Source organism: Burkholderia latens (genome assembly GCF_001718795.1).
Classification (GTDB): Bacteria; Pseudomonadota; Gammaproteobacteria; order Burkholderiales; family Burkholderiaceae; genus Burkholderia; species Burkholderia latens_A.
Genome location: NZ_CP013435.1, coordinates 2,845,831 through 2,863,519, shown reverse-complemented (window position 1 = coordinate 2,863,519; position 17,689 = coordinate 2,845,831). Strand labels below are relative to the sequence as shown.

The 17,689-nt window shown below is 66.1% G+C and carries 15 protein-coding genes; 14 read left to right on the top strand and 1 reads right to left on the bottom strand.

Annotation, left to right across the window (positions count from 1 at the left end; genetic code table 11):
* Positions 1-7: 7 nt before the first annotated feature.
* Positions 8-1,531: a threonine ammonia-lyase, biosynthetic gene (gene ilvA, locus WK25_RS13270; protein WP_069241745.1), complete on the bottom strand. Its 1,524-nt coding sequence runs from the start codon at positions 1,529-1,531 to the stop codon at positions 8-10.
* Between the two features lie 573 nt (positions 1,532-2,104).
* On the opposite strand from ilvA, the gene WK25_RS13265 reads away from it, so the two are divergent.
* The 14 genes from WK25_RS13265 to WK25_RS13200 all read left to right on the top strand — a co-directional run bounded on the left by WK25_RS13265 (position 2,105) and on the right by WK25_RS13200 (position 17,673).
* Positions 2,105-6,130 (top strand): DUF3683 domain-containing protein, encoded by a 4,026-nt coding sequence (locus WK25_RS13265; RefSeq protein WP_059548683.1) that lies wholly within the window; start codon positions 2,105-2,107, stop codon positions 6,128-6,130.
* 87 nt (positions 6,131-6,217) lie between these two features.
* Positions 6,218-6,661, top strand: a complete 444-nt coding sequence (locus tag WK25_RS13260; protein ID WP_040141930.1) for an HIT family protein — start codon at positions 6,218-6,220, stop codon at positions 6,659-6,661.
* Positions 6,658-7,071 carry a gamma-butyrobetaine hydroxylase-like domain-containing protein gene (locus WK25_RS13255; RefSeq protein ID WP_040141927.1) on the top strand — a complete coding sequence of 138 codons (414 nt, stop codon included), beginning with the start codon at positions 6,658-6,660 and terminating at the stop codon, positions 7,069-7,071. Before WK25_RS13260 ends, WK25_RS13255 begins: the two co-directional genes overlap by 4 nt.
* Positions 7,072-7,123: 52 nt before the next feature.
* A complete protein-coding gene (gene ubiE / locus WK25_RS13250; protein ID WP_040141925.1) occupies positions 7,124-7,855 on the top strand; it encodes a bifunctional demethylmenaquinone methyltransferase/2-methoxy-6-polyprenyl-1,4-benzoquinol methylase UbiE in 732 nt (243 codons plus the stop codon).
* 41 nt (positions 7,856-7,896) lie between these two features.
* On the top strand, positions 7,897-8,928 hold the full coding sequence (locus WK25_RS13245; protein ID WP_069241998.1) for a Tim44 domain-containing protein: 1,032 nt from the start codon (positions 7,897-7,899) through the stop codon (positions 8,926-8,928).
* A 160-nt stretch (positions 8,929-9,088) separates the two neighbouring features.
* Positions 9,089-9,715, top strand: a complete 627-nt coding sequence (locus tag WK25_RS13240) for a ubiquinone biosynthesis accessory factor UbiJ (protein ID WP_040141920.1) — start codon at positions 9,089-9,091, stop codon at positions 9,713-9,715.
* Between the two features lie 12 nt (positions 9,716-9,727).
* Positions 9,728-11,305: a ubiquinone biosynthesis regulatory protein kinase UbiB gene (gene ubiB / locus WK25_RS13235; protein WP_040141914.1), complete on the top strand. Its 1,578-nt coding sequence runs from the start codon at positions 9,728-9,730 to the stop codon at positions 11,303-11,305.
* Positions 11,306-11,322: 17 nt separating this feature from the next.
* Positions 11,323-11,949, top strand: a complete 627-nt coding sequence (locus tag WK25_RS13230; protein ID WP_040141912.1) for an SAM-dependent methyltransferase — start codon at positions 11,323-11,325, stop codon at positions 11,947-11,949.
* A gap of 95 nt (positions 11,950-12,044) precedes the next feature.
* Positions 12,045-12,380 carry an FmdB family zinc ribbon protein gene (locus WK25_RS13225; RefSeq protein WP_040141911.1) on the top strand — a complete coding sequence of 112 codons (336 nt, stop codon included), beginning with the start codon at positions 12,045-12,047 and terminating at the stop codon, positions 12,378-12,380.
* Positions 12,381-12,441: 61 nt separating this feature from the next.
* Positions 12,442-13,092, top strand: a complete 651-nt coding sequence (locus tag WK25_RS13220; RefSeq protein ID WP_040141909.1) for a DUF502 domain-containing protein — start codon at positions 12,442-12,444, stop codon at positions 13,090-13,092.
* 67 nt (positions 13,093-13,159) lie between these two features.
* On the top strand, positions 13,160-14,962 hold the full coding sequence (aspS, locus tag WK25_RS13215; protein ID WP_040141907.1) for an aspartate--tRNA ligase: 1,803 nt from the start codon (positions 13,160-13,162) through the stop codon (positions 14,960-14,962).
* 156 nt (positions 14,963-15,118) lie between these two features.
* Positions 15,119-15,613: a dihydroneopterin triphosphate diphosphatase gene (gene nudB, locus WK25_RS13210; protein ID WP_040141906.1), complete on the top strand. Its 495-nt coding sequence runs from the start codon at positions 15,119-15,121 to the stop codon at positions 15,611-15,613.
* Complete coding sequence (clsB, locus tag WK25_RS13205) at positions 15,610-16,884, top strand: cardiolipin synthase ClsB (RefSeq protein WP_069241744.1); 1,275 nt, start codon at positions 15,610-15,612, stop codon at positions 16,882-16,884. The genes nudB and clsB overlap by 4 nt, the downstream gene beginning before the upstream one ends.
* 189 nt (positions 16,885-17,073) lie before the next feature.
* A complete protein-coding gene (locus WK25_RS13200) occupies positions 17,074-17,673 on the top strand; it encodes a TetR/AcrR family transcriptional regulator (protein ID WP_040141903.1) in 600 nt (199 codons plus the stop codon).
* Positions 17,674-17,689 lie beyond the last annotated feature (16 nt).

The window sequence follows — 17,689 nt, the reverse complement described above, 5'->3', positions numbered from 1 at the left end:
GAAGCCTTTACGACAGGAAGAGGCGATAAGCCGGATTGGCACTCTCTTCGACATACGGATAACCGAGCGCCGCGAGGAAGCGTTCGAACTCGGCATGATCGGCCTGCGGCACCTGCAGTCCGACGAGGATCGAGCTGTAGTCCGCGCCCTGGTTGCGATAGTGGAACAGGCTGATGTTCCAGTCCGGCGCCATCGACGACAGGAACTTCATCAGCGCGCCCGGCCGCTCCGGGAATTCGAAGCGGAACAGGCGTTCGTCGAGCGCGAGCGGCGAACGGCCGCCCACCATGTAGCGGATGTGTTCCTTCGACAGCTCGTCATGCGTGAGGTCGACGGTCTTGAAGCCGTGCGATTCGAAATTCGCGGCGATCTCCGCCGATTCGCCGCGCCGTTTGATCTGCACGCCGACGAAGATGTGCGCGGACTTTTCATCCGCGATCCGGTAGTTGAACTCGGTCACGTTGCGGTCGCCGACGAGCGTGCAGAAGCGCTTGAAGCTGCCGCGCTCCTCCGGGATCGTCACCGCGAACACGGCTTCGCGCGCCTCGCCGACTTCGGCCCGTTCCGCGACGAACCGCATCCGGTCGAAGTTCATGTTCGCGCCCGACGTGACCGCAACGAGCGTCTGGTTCTCGATTCCTTCGCGTTCCGCATAGCGTTTCGCGCCCGCGACGGCGAGCGCGCCCGACGGTTCGAGCACGCTGCGCGTGTCCTGGAACACGTCCTTGATTGCCGCGCAAAGCGCGTCGGTGTCGACCGTCACGACGCCGTCGAGGAATTCGCTGCAGAGCCGGAAGGTTTCCTCGCCGACGAGCTTCACGGCCGTGCCGTCCGCGAACAGGCCCACTTCGGGCAGCTCGACGCGCTCGCCCTTCTGCAACGACTGCGCCATCGCGCACGAATCCTCCGCCTGCACGCCGAATACCTTGATCTCGGGGCGCACGGCCTTCACGTAAGCGGCTACGCCGGCCGCGAGCCCGCCGCCGCCGATCGGCACGAAGATCGCGTGAATCGGGCCCTGGTGCTGCCGCAGGATTTCCATCGCGATCGTGCCCTGGCCGGCGATCACGTACGGGTCGTCGAACGGATGGACGAACGTGAGGTCGCGCTCGGCCTGCACCTTCACCGCGTGCGCGTACGCATCGCTGTACGATTCGCCCGCCTGGATCACCTCAACGCTCGGGCCGCCGTGCGCGCGCACCGCGTCGACCTTCACCTGCGGCGTCGTGACGGGCACGACGATCACGGCCTTGCTGCCCATCCGCGCCGCCGAGAACGCGACGCCCTGCGCGTGGTTGCCGGCCGACGCCGTGATCACGCCGCGCGCGAGCGCGTCGGCGGGAATGTGCGCCATCTTGTTGTATGCGCCGCGCAGCTTGAACGAGAACACCGGCTGGTTGTCCTCGCGCTTCAGGTAAACGGGGTTGCGCAGCCGGGCCGACAGATTGCGGGCGGGTTCGAGTTCCGTCTCGAGCGCGACGTCGTAGACGCGCGCAGTGAGGATTTTCTTCAGATAATCGTGGGATGCCATGGGCGCTCGCGTGCGGTGCGGAAGCAGACGGTAAAGGATCAATGATAGCGCCAAGGGGCCGCTCGCACGCAAGCCGCATGCCGACGCGCCGTCGCCGCGCCGCGTGCGTGGCCGTCGTCGGCACGGCGCGGTCTCTTTTTACCGATTTAACCGCATGGTTACCGACCGGACGGACGGCGAATGCCGCCGCGAAACCGCGTCGAACCAGGCCTGGCGCGGGTTGCGGCGAAAGCCCCACGACCTGTCCGGCGTCCCACGCATGGGCCGATCATGGGTTAGAATTCCGTTTTGAATCAAGGATCGGAAGATGCAGAGGCACCCTCGGATCGCCCCGTTGAAGCCGTCGCCGCGCGCAGCCAGCCCCGCGGCGGAACGGCATGCGCGCCGCGCGCGATCGTGCTGATGGCTCCGAGTGCCGCCAGGCCCTGCCGGCCCGGAACGGTGAGTCCTCACCCGCTCCGGCCCCATGCGAGATAGTCGCGCGCCTGGCACAAGAACAGATTTCCCCAAGATTGCGCCCACGCGCTTGCCGACGCCCGTGCACGGTGTATCGGCCCTCCGAGTCGTCCGAACATGAACGCACCACAAGTTTTCGATCCGCATGGCGCGGCCGCCGCCGTCGCCGCCGACCCCGCGCCCCGTCTGCGCGAGATTCCCTACAACTACACGTCGTTCTCCGATCGCGAAATCGTGATTCGCCTGCTCGGCGCGGATGCGTGGTCGGTGCTCGACGAGCTGCGCGCGGAACGCCGCACGGGCCGCTCGGCGCGGATGCTGTATGAAGTGCTCGGCGACATCTGGGTCGTGCGCCGCAATCCGTACTTGCAGGACGACCTGCTCGACAACCCGAAGCGCCGCGCGCTGTTGATCGAGGCGCTGAACCATCGCCTGACCGAGATCGGCAAGCGCCGCCGCGCCGACCTCACCGAGCACCACGACGACGCCGGCCGGGAACGCGCGGAGCGCGTCGAGATGCTCGAGGCCGCCGCGCAGCGCGCCGTCGACGAATTCGCGGACGAATTCGACAAGATGGCCGACCTGCGCCGCCGCGCGACCAAGGCGCTCGGCCGCTGTACGCAGAAGGACAACATCCGCTTCGACGGGCTGTCGCGCGTGTCGCACGTGACCGATGCGACCGACTGGCGCGTCGAATACCCGTTCGTCGTGTTGACCCCCGACACCGAAGCCGAGATCGCCGCGCTGATCAAGGCGTGCTTCGAGCTCGGCCTCACGGTGATTCCGCGCGGCGGCGGCACCGGCTACACGGGCGGCGCGGTGCCGCTCACGCCGTTCTCCGCGGTGATCAACACCGAGAAGCTCGAACAGCTCGGCGCGGTCGAGCTGACCGAACTGCCGGGCGTCGCGCACAAGGTGCCGACGATCTTCTCGGGCGCGGGCGTCGTCACGCGTCGCGTGACCGAAGCGGCCGAAGCGGCCGGCTACGTATTCGCGGTCGATCCGACGTCGCTCGACGCATCGTGCATCGGCGGCAACGTCGCGATGAACGCGGGCGGCAAGAAGGCCGTGCTGTGGGGCACCGCGCTCGACAACCTGGCCTGGTGGCGGATGGTCGACCCGGACGGCAACTGGCTCGAAGTCACGCGCCACGAGCACAACCAGGGCAAGATCCACGACGTCGACGTCGCGCGTTTCGAGCTGAAGTGGTTCGACGGCGCATATGCGCCCGGCGAAAAGCTGCTGAAGACGGAGATGCTCGAGATCGAAGGCCGCCGCTTCCGCAAGGAAGGGCTCGGCAAGGACGTGACCGACAAGTTCCTCGCCGGTCTGCCGGGCGTGCAGAAGGAAGGCTGCGACGGGCTCATCACGTCCGCGCGCTGGGTGCTGCACAAGATGCCGGCGCACACGCGCACCGTTTGCCTCGAATTCTTCGGCCAGGCGCGCGAGGCGATCCCGAGCATCGTGGAAATCAAGGACTACCTGTTCGAGACGTCGAAGCAGGGCGGCGCGATTCTCGCCGGCCTTGAGCACCTCGACGAGCGCTACCTGCGCGCGGTCGGCTACGCGACCAAGAGCAAGCGCAACGCATTCCCGAAAATGGTGCTGATCGGCGACATCGTCGGCGACGACGCCGATGCGGTCGCGCAGGCGACGTCCGAAGTGATCCGGATGGCGAACGGCAAGAGCGGCGAAGGCTTCGTCGCGGTCAGTGCGGAGGCGCGCAAGCGCTTCTGGCTCGACCGCAGCCGCACGGCCGCGATCGCGAAGCACACGAACGCGTTCAAGATCAATGAAGACGTCGTGATCCCGCTGAACCGGATGGGCGAGTACACCGACGGCATCGAGCGGATCAACATCGAGCTGTCGCTCAAGAACAAGCTGCAGCTGGTCGACGCGCTCGAAGCGTTCTTCCGTGGCGGCAACCTGCCGCTCGGCAAGACCGACGATGCGAACGAGATCCCGAGCGCGGAACTGCTGGAAGACCGCGTACAGCAGGCGCTGGAGTTGCTCAAGCGCGTGCGCGCGCGCTGGGAATTCGTGCGCGACCGGCTCGACCAGCCGCTGCGCGAGGCGCAGCACTACCTCGTGCAGCTCGGCTACGAGGCGCTCGCCGAGAAGTTCGCGGACCGCGCGGACGAGCAGCCGGGCGCGACCGTATTCCACGTGACGCAGGACCGCACGGTGCGCATCTCGTGGAAGCAGGAAATCCGTGCGGAACTGCGCGCGATCTTCAACGGCGGCGCGTTCAAGCCGATCCTCGACGAAGCGCAGGCGATCCACAAGCGCGTGCTGCGCGGCCGGGTTTTCGTCGCGTTGCACATGCACGCGGGCGACGGCAACGTTCACACGAACATCCCGGTCAACTCGGACAACTACGAGATGCTGCAGGACGCGCACGCGGCCGTCGCACGCATCATGACGCTCGCGCGCTCGCTCGACGGCGTGATCTCCGGCGAGCACGGGATCGGCATCACGAAGCTCGAGTTCCTGACCGACGACGAAATCGCCGAATTCCGCGCATACAAACAGCGCGTCGACCCGAACGGCCGCTTCAACAAGGGCAAGCTGCTCGACGGCGCCGATTTGCGCAACGCATACACGCCGAGCTTCGGGCTGATGGGTTATGAGTCGCTGATCATGCAGCAGTCCGACATCGGCGCGATTGCGGACTCCGTGAAGGACTGCCTGCGCTGCGGCAAGTGCAAGCCGGTGTGCGCGACCCACGTGCCGCGTGCGAACCTGCTGTACAGCCCGCGCAACAAGATCCTCGCGACGTCGCTGCTGGTCGAGGCATTCCTGTACGAGGAACAGACGCGCCGCGGCGTGTCGATCAAGCACTGGGACGAGTTCAACGACGTGGCCGACCACTGCACGGTGTGCCACAAGTGCGCGACGCCGTGTCCGGTGAAGATCGACTTCGGCGACGTCACGATGAACATGCGCAATCTGCTGCGCAAGATGGGCAAGAAGAAATTCAACGCCGGCAATGCGGCGGGCATGTTCTTCCTGAACGCGACCAATCCGCAGACGATCAACGCCGCGCGCAGCGTGATGATGGGCGTCGGCTACAAGGTCCAGCGCTTCGCGAACGACATGCTGAAGAAGGTCGTGACGAAGCAGACGCAGCATCCGCCCGCGACCACCGGCAAACCGCCCGCGGTCGAGCAGGTGATCCACTTCGTCAACAAGAAGATGCCGGGCAACCTGCCGAAGAAGACGGCGCGCGCGCTGCTCGACATCGAGGACAACAAGATCGTGCCGATCATCCGCAACCCGAAGTCGACGACCGTCGATTCGGAAGCGGTGTTCTACTTCCCCGGCTGCGGCTCCGAGCGCCTGTTCTCGCAGGTCGGGCTCGCGACGCAGGCGATGCTGTGGGAAGCGGGCGTGCAGACGGTGCTGCCGCCGGGCTACCTGTGCTGCGGCTACCCGCAGCGCGGCTCCGGTCAGTACGACAAGGCGGAGAAGATCGTCACCGACAACCGCGTGCTGTTCCACCGGGTCGCGAACACGCTGAACTACCTCGACATCAAGACGGTGGTCGTGTCGTGCGGCACCTGCTACGACCAGCTCGCCGGCTATGAATTCGACAAGATCTTCCCGGGCTGCCGGATCATCGACATTCACGAGTTCCTGCTCGAAAAGGGGATGAAGCTCGACGGCGTGACGGGCACGCGCTACATGTATCACGACCCGTGCCACACGCCGATCAAGACGATGGACCCGGTCAAGCTCGTCAACGAACTGATGGGCGCGGAGAAGGACGGCTACAAGATCGAAAAGAACGAGCGCTGCTGCGGCGAATCGGGCACGCTGGCGGTCACGCGCCCCGACATCTCGACGCAGGTCCGTTTCCGCAAGGAAGAGGAAATCCGCAAGGGCGCTGCGAAGCTGCGCAGCATCCCGGTCGTGGCCGGCGACGCGCCGGCGCCGGCCGCCGCGAGCGCGAACGGCCCGGACGTGAAGATCCTGACGAGCTGCCCGTCGTGCCTGCAAGGCCTGTCGCGCTACAACGAGGACGCGAACCTCGAGGCCGACTACATCGTGGTCGAAATCGCGCGCCAGGTGCTCGGCGAGAACTGGATGGCCGACTATGTCGCACACGCGAACAATGGCGGGATCGAGCGCGTGCTGGTCTAATGCGGGCATGACGACCGCCCGGCGGGGCAACGGATGAGAGCGGGCGCTGGCGCTGATGCACCGGCGCCCGTGCACATGGGAGCGACGATGGAATGCGTGTTTTGCCGTGAAGACGGCGGCGAAGTGCTCTGGCAGGACGACATGCTGCGCGTCGTCCTCGCGACGGGCGAGCACGACTACCCGGGCTTCTGCCGGGTGATCTGGGGCGCGCACGTGGCCGAGTTCTCGGATCTCGGCGAGCCCGAGCGGGCACATCTGATGCGCGTGGTGTACGCGGTGGAGCGCGCGGTGCGCCGCGTGATGCAGCCGAACAAGGTGAATCTCGCGAGCCTCGGCAACATGGTGCCGCACGTCCACTGGCACGTGATCCCGCGCTTTTCGAACGATGCCCATTTTCCGCAGCCCGTGTGGGCGCCGCGCCAGCGCAGCGTGTCCGAGGCGCTGCTGCGCTCGCGCGCGGCGCAAGCCTCGTTGCTGCACAATGCGGTGCGCGAGGAAATTCAACGAACGACCGATTCGAGGCAGCCATGAGCGGTTTGACTTCCACGACGCCGATTCCGTCCGGCGTCGTCGTGCATGCGGTGTCGCGCGTGCTCGAATTGCAGTATCCGAACGGCGAGAACTACCGGATTCCGTTCGAGCTGATGCGCGTCTATTCGCCGTCGGCCGAAGTGCGCGGCCACGGGCCCGGCCAGGAGACGCTGCAGACCGGCAAGCGCGAGGTGACGATCACCGCGCTCGAGGGGGTGGGCAACTACGCGCTGCAGCCGACGTTCTCCGACGGCCATTCGACCGGCATCTACTCGTGGGATCTGCTGTACGAACTGGCGACGCAGCAGGATGCGCTGTGGCGCGACTATTTCGACAAACTAAAGGCGGCGGGCATCGAGCGCGACGCGCCGATGCAGGCGGCGCCCGCGCCGCACGGCCACTGCCACTGAAATCGACGGCGCCCGCTTGGCGCCGTCTTGCCATTTACTGAGGATCAACGCGATGAGCAAAACCCACTTCGGCTTCGAAAGCGTCGAGGAAACTGAAAAAGCGAAGAAAGTGGCGGGCGTGTTCCATTCGGTCGCGAGCAACTACGATCTGATGAACGACCTGATGTCCGCGGGCATGCACCGCGCGTGGAAGGCGTTCACGATCGCGCAGGCGAACGTGCGCCCCGGCTTCAAGGTGCTCGACATCGCGGCCGGCACCGGCGACCTGACGAAGGCGTTCGCGAAGGCGGCCGGCCCGACCGGCGAAGTCTGGCATACGGACATCAACGAATCGATGCTGCGGGTGGGCCGCGACCGGCTGCTCGACAAGGGCATCGTGACGCCGTCGCTGCTGTGCGACGCCGAGAAAATTCCGTTTCCGGACAACTACTTCGATGTGGTCACGGTGGCGTTCGGGCTGCGCAACATGACGCACAAGGACGCCGCGCTCGCCGAAATGCGCCGCGTCGCAAAGCCTGGCGGCCGGGTGATGGTGCTGGAATTCTCGAAAGTCTGGGAACCGCTGAAAAAAGCGTACGATCTGTATTCTTTCAAAGTATTACCGTGGCTTGGCGACAAGTTCGCGAAAGATGCTGAAAGTTATCGGTATCTTGCTGAATCTATCCGGATGCACCCCGATCAGGACACGCTGAAGACGATGATGGAACAAGCGGGCCTCGACGCCGTCAAATATTACAATTTGTCAGGTGGCGTGGTAGCTTTACACCTTGGAACCAAGTACTAAGGGGTTCTTTCCATACATTCGCCTTACATGTGGAGAAGCTGATGTCCGAATCGCGTTCGTTGTTCAACCGTAGCAAGCCGTCGAAGCCGTGGGCTCGACGGGTCGGCACGCTGCTGATGGTCGGCCTGCTCACGGCCGGCACGTTCGCATCGCTCGACGCCGAAGCGAAGCGCATGGGCGGCGGACGCAGCATCGGCCGCCAGAACTCGACCGTCACGCAGCGCCAGGCCACGCCGCCGGCGCAGCAGCCGATGCAGCAAGCCGCGCCGTCCCAGGCGCAGCGCGCGAATCCGGCCGCGCCGGCGCCCGCCGCGCAGCCGAACCGCTCGCGCTGGCTCGGGCCGATCGCCGGTCTCGCGGCCGGTCTTGGCATCGCTGCGCTGCTGTCGCACTTTGGCCTGGGCGGCGCATTCGCGAGCATGATGGCGAACGTGATCGTGATCGCGCTGCTCGCGATGATCGGCATCTGGCTGGTTCGCAAGTTCATGAACCGTCGCCGTCCGCACGAGCCGGCGTACTCGGTTGGCGGTGCGGCATCGTCGTCGGGCGGCTACTCGCAAAGCCCGTCGTTCCAGCAGGGCGCCGTCGGCAACCATGCCGGCAGCGGCAGCAGCTATGCGAACGAGGCGCAGAGCGTGTTCGGCGGCGGCGCGGCAGCCGCGGGCGCGGCCGGCGCGATGGCCGCCGCACCGCTGCAGGTGCCGGCCGGGTTCGACACCGATGCGTTCCTGCGTAGCGCGAAGGTGTACTTCGTCCGCCTGCAGGCGGCGTGGGATCAGGGCAACCTCGCCGACATCCGCGAGTTCACGACGCCGGAAATGTTCGCCGAGATCAAGATCGACCTCGACTCGCGCGGCAACGAAGCGAACCAGACCGACGTCGTGCAGCTCGACGCGGAACTGGCCGCGATCGAGGATCGCGGGATCGAGCAGTCGGCAAGCGTGCGCTTCCATGGTTTGATCCGCGAATCGGCGAACGCGTCGGCTGCGCCGTTCGACGAGGTGTGGAACCTGTCGAAGTCGGGCAGTCAGGGCTGGTTGCTCGCGGGTATCCAGCAGATCAACACGCACTGAGCGTGACGGCGGGCGGCTCGCCCGCCGCCCGCGCCGGGCGCCGCACTGCGACCGCTTGCCGCCCGGGTGCGCGGTTGGCCGCGGCCCGCCGACGATCCGACGTTACAATAGAAACCCGCGTGGGCGCCCGGCCTGCGCGGGTTTTTTCTTTCCCAGCCCGATGACCTTTGCCGCCAAGCCTTTTGCTGCCGCCGTCAATCACCTGCTCGCACGCGAATCGTGGGCGCGCGACCGCCTGATCCCCTACGCGGGCAAGACCGCCCGGCTCGACGTGCCGCCCGTCACGCTGATACTGCTCGTGCAGCCCGACGGCTATCTGTCCGCGGTCGACGCACACGATGCGCGACAGGTCGACGTGTCGATCGCGCTCGCGGGCGACACGGTCGCGGCATTCCTGCAGGGCGGCCAGGCGGCCGTGATGAAGCACGTGAAGATCGAAGGCGACGCGGAGTTCGCGACGCAGATCGCGAAGCTGGCCGAGCATCTGCGCTGGGAACCTGAGGAAGATCTCGCGAAGCTGGTCGGCGACGCGGCCGCGCACCGGATCGCGACGGTCGTGCGCGACGCCGGCGCGCGTGCGCGCCGCACCGGCCGCAACGTGCTCGACTCCGTCGCCGAGTACTGGCTCGACGAGAACCCGCAAGTCGTCCGGCGCACGGCGCTCGGCGGCTTCGATGCCGAACTCGCGCGCGCGCGCGATGCGCTCGCGCGGGTGGAAAAGCGGGTCGAGCGACTCGAACAAAAAATCGGCGCGCGCACGGGTTTCGGCCCGCGCGGCGCGCACTGAGGGCCGCAGGGCATGCGCATTCTCCGTTTCATCAAGATTGTCTACACCGTCATCCGCTTCGGCCTCGACGAAGTGATGCTGTCCCGGATCGACGACCGACGCGTGAAGCTGCTGCTGCGAATCACGACGATCGGCCGCCGCTATTCGTCGCCGCCGGCGGTGCGGCTGCGCCACGCGCTCGAAAGCCTCGGGCCGATCTTCGTGAAGTTCGGGCAGGTACTGTCCACGCGCCGCGACCTGCTGTCGGTCGATTTCGCGAACGAACTCGCGAAGCTGCAGGATCAGGTGCCGCCGTTCGATTCGGCGGTCGCGATCGCGATCATCGAGAAGTCGCTCGGCGCGCCGGTCGACGAGCTGTTCGACGAGTTCGAGCGCGAGCCGGTCGCGAGCGCGTCGATCGCGCAGGTGCACTTCGCGAAGCTGAAGCAGGGCGTGCATGCGGGCAAGGCGGTCGCGGTCAAGGTGCTGCGCCCGAACATGCTGCCGGTCATCGATTCCGACCTCGCGCTGATGCGCGACATCGCGACGTGGACGGAGCGCATGTGGGCCGACGGCCGACGCCTGAAGCCGCGTGAAGTCGTCGCCGAATTCGACAAGTATCTGCACGACGAACTCGACCTGATGCGCGAGGCCGCGAACGGCAGCCAGCTGCGCCGCAACTTCGCGGGCCTCGACCTGCTGCTCGTGCCGGAGATGTTCTGGGACTTCTCGACGTCGCAGGTGCTCGTGATGGAGCGGATGACTGGCGTGCCGATCAGCCAGGTCGAGACGCTGCGCTCGGCTGGCGTCGACATCAAGAAGCTCGCGCGCGAAGGCGTCGAGATCTTCTTCACGCAGGTGTTCCGCGACGGGTTTTTCCATGCGGACATGCACCCGGGCAACATTCAGGTGAGCCTTGATCCGAATACGTTCGGCCGCTACATCGCGCTCGATTTCGGGATCGTCGGTGCGTTGTCCGATTTCGACAAGAACTACCTTGCACAGAACTTCCTCGCGTTCTTCAAGCGCGATTACCACCGTGTTGCGACGCTGCACCTCGAATCCGGCTGGGTGCCGCCCGAGACGCGCGTCGAAGAACTGGAAAGCGCGATCCGCGCGGTGTGCGAGCCGTACTTCGACCGCGCGCTGAAGGACATCTCGCTCGGCCAGGTGCTGATGCGCCTGTTCTCGACGTCGCGCCGCTTCAACGTCGAGATTCAGCCGCAGCTCGTGCTGCTGCAGAAGACGATGCTGAACGTCGAGGGGCTCGGCCGTTCGCTCGACCCCGAACTCGATCTGTGGAAGACCGCGAAGCCGTATCTCGAGCGCTGGATGACCGAGCAGATCGGCTTGCGCGGCTGGTACGAACGCTTCAAGGTCGAGGCGCCGCAGTGGAGCAAGACGCTGCCGCAGCTCCCGCGCCTGATCCACCACGCGATGGCGGCGCGCCACGACGCGCCGCGCGCGGCAAGCGAGGAGCTGATGCGTCAGATCCTCGTCGAGCAGAAGCGCACGAACCGGCTGCTGCAGGCGCTGCTGATCTTCGGCCTTGCCGTTGGCGTCGGGGCGCTCGTCGCGCGCGTGCTGCTCGCGCTCGCGTACGGCGGTTGACCGAAAGGAGCCGTGCGATGCCGGAACCGACGCAACCTTGCCCGCCGAGCGCAGCCGATTTCGCGACGCGCGACCCCGGCAACGCGTCGTTCTGGGACGAGCGTTTCGCGCGCGGCGTGACGCCGTGGGAATTCGGCGGCGTGCCGGAAGGATTCCGCGCGTTCGCGCGGCGGCGCGACCCGTGTGCGGTGCTGATTCCCGGTTGCGGCAGTGCGCAGGAGGCCGGCTGGCTCGCGCAGGCCGGCTGGCCGGTGCGAGCGATCGATTTCGCCGCGCAGGCGGTGGCCATCGCGAAGGCGCAGCTCGGCGCGCATGCAGACGTCGTCGAACAGGCGGATTTTTTCACGTATCGGCCGCCGTTCGACGTGCAGTGGGTGTATGAGCGCGCGTTCCTCTGCGCGCTGCCGCCGAGCCTGCGCAGCGCGTATGCGGCACGAATGGCCGAGCTGCTGCCCGCCGGTGCGCTGCTCGCCGGCTATTTCTTCGTGACGACGAAACCTAAAGGGCCGCCGTTCGGGATCGAGCGCGGCGAACTCGAGGCGCTGCTCGCGCAGCACTTCGAGCTGATCGAGGACCAGCCGGTGACCGATTCGCTGGCCGTGTTCGGCGGGCACGAGCGTTGGCTGACTTGGCGCCGTCGCTGAAGCCCCCGCGCCGCGGTCGTTGCCGGAGCGCGCCGGGGTTTCGGCTATAATTCAAGGTTTTGCAAGCCGTTTCCAGTTTCTGCGGGAAAAATATCATGCCGATCTACGCCTATCGATGCGAAGCGTGCGGTTTCGCGAAGGACGTGCTCCAGAAGATGAGCGACGCGCCGCTGTCGCAGTGCCCCGAATGCGGGAAGGATGCGTTTCGCAAGCAGGTCACCGCTGCCGGTTTCCAGCTGAAGGGTTCCGGCTGGTATGTCACCGATTTCCGCGGCGGCTCGGGCGGCACCAGCGCGCCGGCGACCGGCGACGCGGGTGCGGCAGCGCCTGCCGCGACGCCGGCGGCAGCCGCGCCAGCTGCCGCGAGTTCCGAAAGCACGACGACGAGCGCCGCGCCGGCCCCGGCTGCAGCGCCCGCCGCCGGCAGTTGACAGTCGCGGCCCGTCGGGCCGCGCTCACACCGCGTCTGCGGGCGCGGTTCATTGACGGCAGATGATGAAAAAGACGACCCTGAAAACGGTGTTCTTGACCGGCTTGCTGGTTCTCGTCCCGCTTGCGATCACGCTGTGGGTGCTTGGCCTCATCATCGGCACGATGGATCAGACGCTGCTGCTGCTGCCCGAGTCGTGGCAGCCGGAGCGGATGCTCGGCTTCCACCTGCCGGGGATTGGTGCGGTGCTGACGCTCGCGTTCATCTTCGTCGTCGGGCTGGCCACGCAGAACTTCATCGGCCAGAAGCTCGTCACGTGGTGGAACGCCGTCGTGCGTCACATCCCGGTCGTCGGGCCGATCTACACGAGCGTCAAGCAGGTATCGGACACGCTGCTGTCGAGCAGCGGCAACGCGTTCCGCAAGGCGCTGCTGATCGAATACCCGCGTCGCGGCTCGTATACGATCGCGTTTCTGACCGGCGCGCCCGGCGGCGACGTGGTCAACCATCTGACGGAAGAGTTCGTGAGCGTGTACGTGCCCACGACGCCGAACCCGACGTCCGGCTTCTTCCTGATGCTGCCGAAGAGCGAAGTCATCGAACTCGACATGTCGGTCGATGCCGCGCTGAAGTACATCGTCTCGATGGGCGTCGTGGCGCCTCCGGCGCCTGTTCCGGCGCCCGCCCGCCGCCCCGTCGAGCCGCCGCTGTAAGTAAAGAATCATCGCCCGGGCCGCGCGTTGCGGCGCCCGTTGATCAAACCGAACGAAAGCAAACATCATGTCGATGCGTACTGAATACTGCGGTCTCGTGACCGAACACCTGCTGGGCCAAACCGTGTCGCTGTGCGGCTGGGTGCAGCGCCGCCGCGATCACGGCGGTGTGATCTTCATCGACCTGCGCGATCGTGAAGGCCTCGTGCAGGTGGTGTGCGACCCGGACCGTGCGGAAATGTTCGCGACCGCCGAAGGCGTGCGCAACGAGTTCTGCGTGCAGGTCAAGGGTCTCGTGCGCAATCGTCCGGAAGGCACGGTCAATGCCGGCCTCAAGAGCGGCAAGATCGAAGTGCTGTGTCACGAACTGAACGTGCTGAATGCGTCGGTCACGCCGCCGTTCCAGCTCGACGACGACAACCTGTCGGAAACGACGCGCCTCACGCATCGCGTGCTCGACCTGCGCCGGCCGCAGATGCAGCACAACCTGCGTCTGCGCTACCGCGTCGCGATCGAAGCGCGCAAGTACCTCGACGAGCAGGGCTTCATCGACATCGAAACGCCGATGCTGACGAAGAGCACGCCGGAAGGCGCGCGCGACTACCTCGTGCCGTCGCGTGTGAACGCAGGCCAGTTCTTCGCGCTGCCGCAGTCGCCGCAGCTGTTCAAGCAGCTGCTGATGGTCGCGAACTTCGACCGTTACTACCAGATCACCAAGTGCTTCCGCGACGAGGATCTCCGCGCGGACCGTCAGCCCGAATTCACGCAGATCGACTGCGAAACGTCGTTCCTCGGCGAGCAGGAAATCCGCGACCTGTTCGAGGACATGATCCGTCACATCTTCAAGACGACGATCAACGTCGAACTCGACGCGAAATTCCCGGTGATGCCGTACTCGGAAGCGATGGCGCGTTTCGGCTCCGATAAGCCGGACCTGCGCGTGAAGCTCGAATTCACCGAGCTGACCGACGCGATGAAGGACGTCGACTTCAAGGTGTTCAGCACGCCGGCCAACGCGAAGGACGGCCGCGTCGCGGCACTGCGCGTGCCGAAGGGCGCCGAGCTGTCGCGCGGCGACATCGACGGCTACACGGAATTCGTACGCATCTACGGCGCGAAGGGCCTCGCATGGATCAAGGTCAACGAGAAGGCGAAGGGCCGCGACGGCCTGCAAAGCCCGATCGTCAAGAACCTGCACGACGCATCGATTGCCGCGATCCTCGAGCGCACCGGCGCTGAAGACGGCGACATCATCTTCTTCGCGGCCGACCGCGCGAAGGTGGTGAACGACAGCCTCGGCGCGCTGCGCCTGAAGATCGGCCACTCGGAATTCGGCAAGGCGAACGGCCTCGTCGAGGCCGGCTGGAAGCCGCTGTGGGTCGTCGACTTCCCGATGTTCGAATACGACGACGAAGACGCGCGCTACGTCGCGGCGCACCACCCGTTCACGAGCCCGAAGGACGAGCACCTCGAATACCTCGAGACCGACCCGGGCCGCTGCCTCGCGAAGGCGTACGACATGGTGCTGAACGGCTGGGAAATCGGCGGCGGCTCGGTGCGTATCCACCGCGAGGAAGTGCAGAGCAAGGTGTTCCGCGCGCTGAAGATCGGCGCGGAAGAGGCGCAGGCGAAGTTCGGCTTCCTGCTGGACGCGCTGCAGTACGGCGCGCCGCCGCACGGCGGTATCGCGTTCGGTCTCGACCGCATCGTCACGATGATGGCCGGTGCCGACTCGATCCGCGACGTGATCGCGTTCCCGAAGACGCAGCGCGCGCAGGATCTGCTGACGCAGGCACCGAGTCCGGTCGACGAGCGTCAGCTTCGCGAACTGCACATCCGTCTGCGTCAGCCGGAGCAGCCGCAGGCGTAACGCTTGTTCTGGATCGTGCGCGCGGCGGCGCGTGCACGATGCCCGACGAAAAAGGCGCTTCGTGCGCCTTTTTCGTTTTTTTGCGGTACAGTCGCAGCACTTGCCGCACGTTCGGGCGCAGGCCCGGCGAACGGCCCTGTGCCGCATGAAACAGAGATGACGAAGCCGCCGAAAATTCCCGAATCCGTTCTCGTCGTGATCTACACGCCCGACCTCGACGTGCTGGTGATCAAGCGTGCCGATCAGCCCGATTTCTGGCAGTCGGTGACCGGATCGAAGGACTCGCTTGACGAACCGCTCGCGCTGACGGCTGCGCGCGAAGTGGTCGAGGAAACCGGCATCGCGGTCGGCACGCGCGACGTGCCGGCCACCGCGCTGATCGACTGGCATCATCGGATCGAATACACGATCTATCCGCAGTACCTGCATCGCTACGCGCCGGGCGTCACGCGCAACGTCGAGCACTGGTTCGGCCTCTGCGTGCCGCACCGCGTCGACGTCACGCTGTCGCCGCGCGAGCATGTCGACTATGCATGGCTGCCGTACCGCGAGGCGGCCGCGCGCTGTTTCTCGCCGTCGAATGCCGAGGCGATCCTGCAACTGCCCGTGCGCGTGTCGCTCGCGCGGGCGCCGCAGGGCTCGTCCGCATGAATGCGGAAGCCCGCAAGCGCTTCGCGCAATTGCGGCAGATGTTCCTGCAGGAGCGCGGCTCCGCGTCGCGGCTCGCCTTCACGACCGGCAACACGGTGCGGCTCTGCGAGACCGGCGCCGAATTCTTCCAGGCGCTGATCGAGCGGATCGACGCAGCCCGCGAGCAGGTGATGCTCGAAACCTACATCTTCTGCGACGACGCGGCCGGGCGGCCGGTGTCGGATGCATTGATTCGCGCGGCGCAGCGCGGCGTGCGCGTGCGCGTGATCACCGACGGCGTCGGTACCGCGCGACTGCCGCTGTTCGATACGTGGGCCGAGGCCGGCGTCGAACATTGCATCTACAACCGCTACCTGTTCGGCCGCTTCGGCTTCTCCCGCACGCATCGCAAGCTCGCCGTGACCGATCATGCTGCCGCGTTCTGCGGCGGCATCAACATCGTCGACGACTACACGCAGGGCAGCGCGACGCTGCCGTTTGCGCGCTGGGATTTCGCGGTCGAGATGGCCGGGCCCGCGGTGGCGGACGTGCGCGCCGCATTCGAACTGCAGTGGCACCGGATCCAGTTCGGCCACAAGCCGTATGCGCAGTATGCGGCCGGGCTGCATGGCGGCGAGGCGTTCCCGGACATGTTCCGGCGCTGGATGCGCAGCCACCGCTGGATCAAGGCTGGCGCGCTGCGGGTCGTGACCGAGCCGAGCGTCGCGTTCGTCGCGCGCGACAACGTCGTGAACCGCCGCGCAATCGAGAAGGCGTATCTCGCCGCGATCGGCCAGGCTCGCCAGCAGATCCTGCTCGCGAACCCGTATTTCATGCCCGGGCGCAAGCTGCGTCGGGCGCTGACCGGCGCCGCGCGCCGCGGCGTCGACGTGCGGATCCTGATAGGCCGCAAGGAGTTCACGGCGCTCGATACGGCGGTGCCGTTCCTGTATCACGCGCTGCTGCGCGCCGGTGTGCGCGTCGCCGAGTACGACAAGACGATCCTGCACGGCAAGGTCGCGGTGATCGACGACAACTGGGCGACGGTCGGTTCGTCGAACCTCGACGCGCTGAGCCTGATGCTCAACAACGAAGCGAACGTGGTGCTGGTGCGCTACGACGCGGTGACGACCGAGTTGCGCGATGCGATCGCGGCGGCGTTCACCGAAGGGCGCGAAATCGACCCCGCGCGCTACGCCGCACGGCCACGCATCGAGCGTATGCTGAACTGGCTCGCGTACAACACGTACCGCATCGTGATGAAGGCACTGACGGTCGGCGGTTACGACTAAGCGTTCCCTTCAAAAATCCGTCCGCACGTTCGTGCGGAAAAGCCGCTCCGGCCCGGCCGGAATCGCGCAAAATAGCGGCTCGGTTAGACACCGGTTTCTAATAATTTCCTTGTTTCGCGAGCGGCCGCACTCAATAATAGTACGGCCGTTCGATTTTATTCGAACCCCCGAACGGTTACAGAAAAAGCTATGCGAAAAGGCGAACAGACGCGTGCCGCGATACTCGAAGCTGCTTTGGACCTCGCCAGCCGTGACGGGCTGGAGGGGCTGACGATCGGCCTGCTGGCCGAGCGCATGCAGATGAGCAAGAGCGGTGTGTTCGCGCACTTCGGATCGCGTGAGGATCTGCAGGTCGAGGTCGTCCGCGAATATCACCATCGTTTCGAGAACGAGGTGTTCTTTCCGAGCCTGCGCGAGCCGCGCGGTCTGCCGCGCCTGCGGGCGATGCTGGCGCGCTGGATCGAGAAGCGCATCCAGGAGGTGACGACTGGCTGCATCTACATCAGCGGCGCCGTCGAGTATGACGACCGGCCTGACAGCCCCGTGCGCGAGCAGTTGATCGCGAGCGTGACCGCCTGGCGTGCCGCGTTGCTGCGCGCCATTTCGCAGGCGAAGGAAGAAGGCCATCTGCGTGCGGATACCGATCCGGACCTGATGCTCTTCGAGTTGTACAGCTTCACGCTCGGCCTGCATCACGACGCCCGCTTCCTGCATTCGCCGGATGCCGTGCGCCTCACGTGGGCCGCGCTGGAAAAGACGATCGTTTCGTATCAGAGCGAGAGCCGTTAGCGGCGCGTGATCCGCC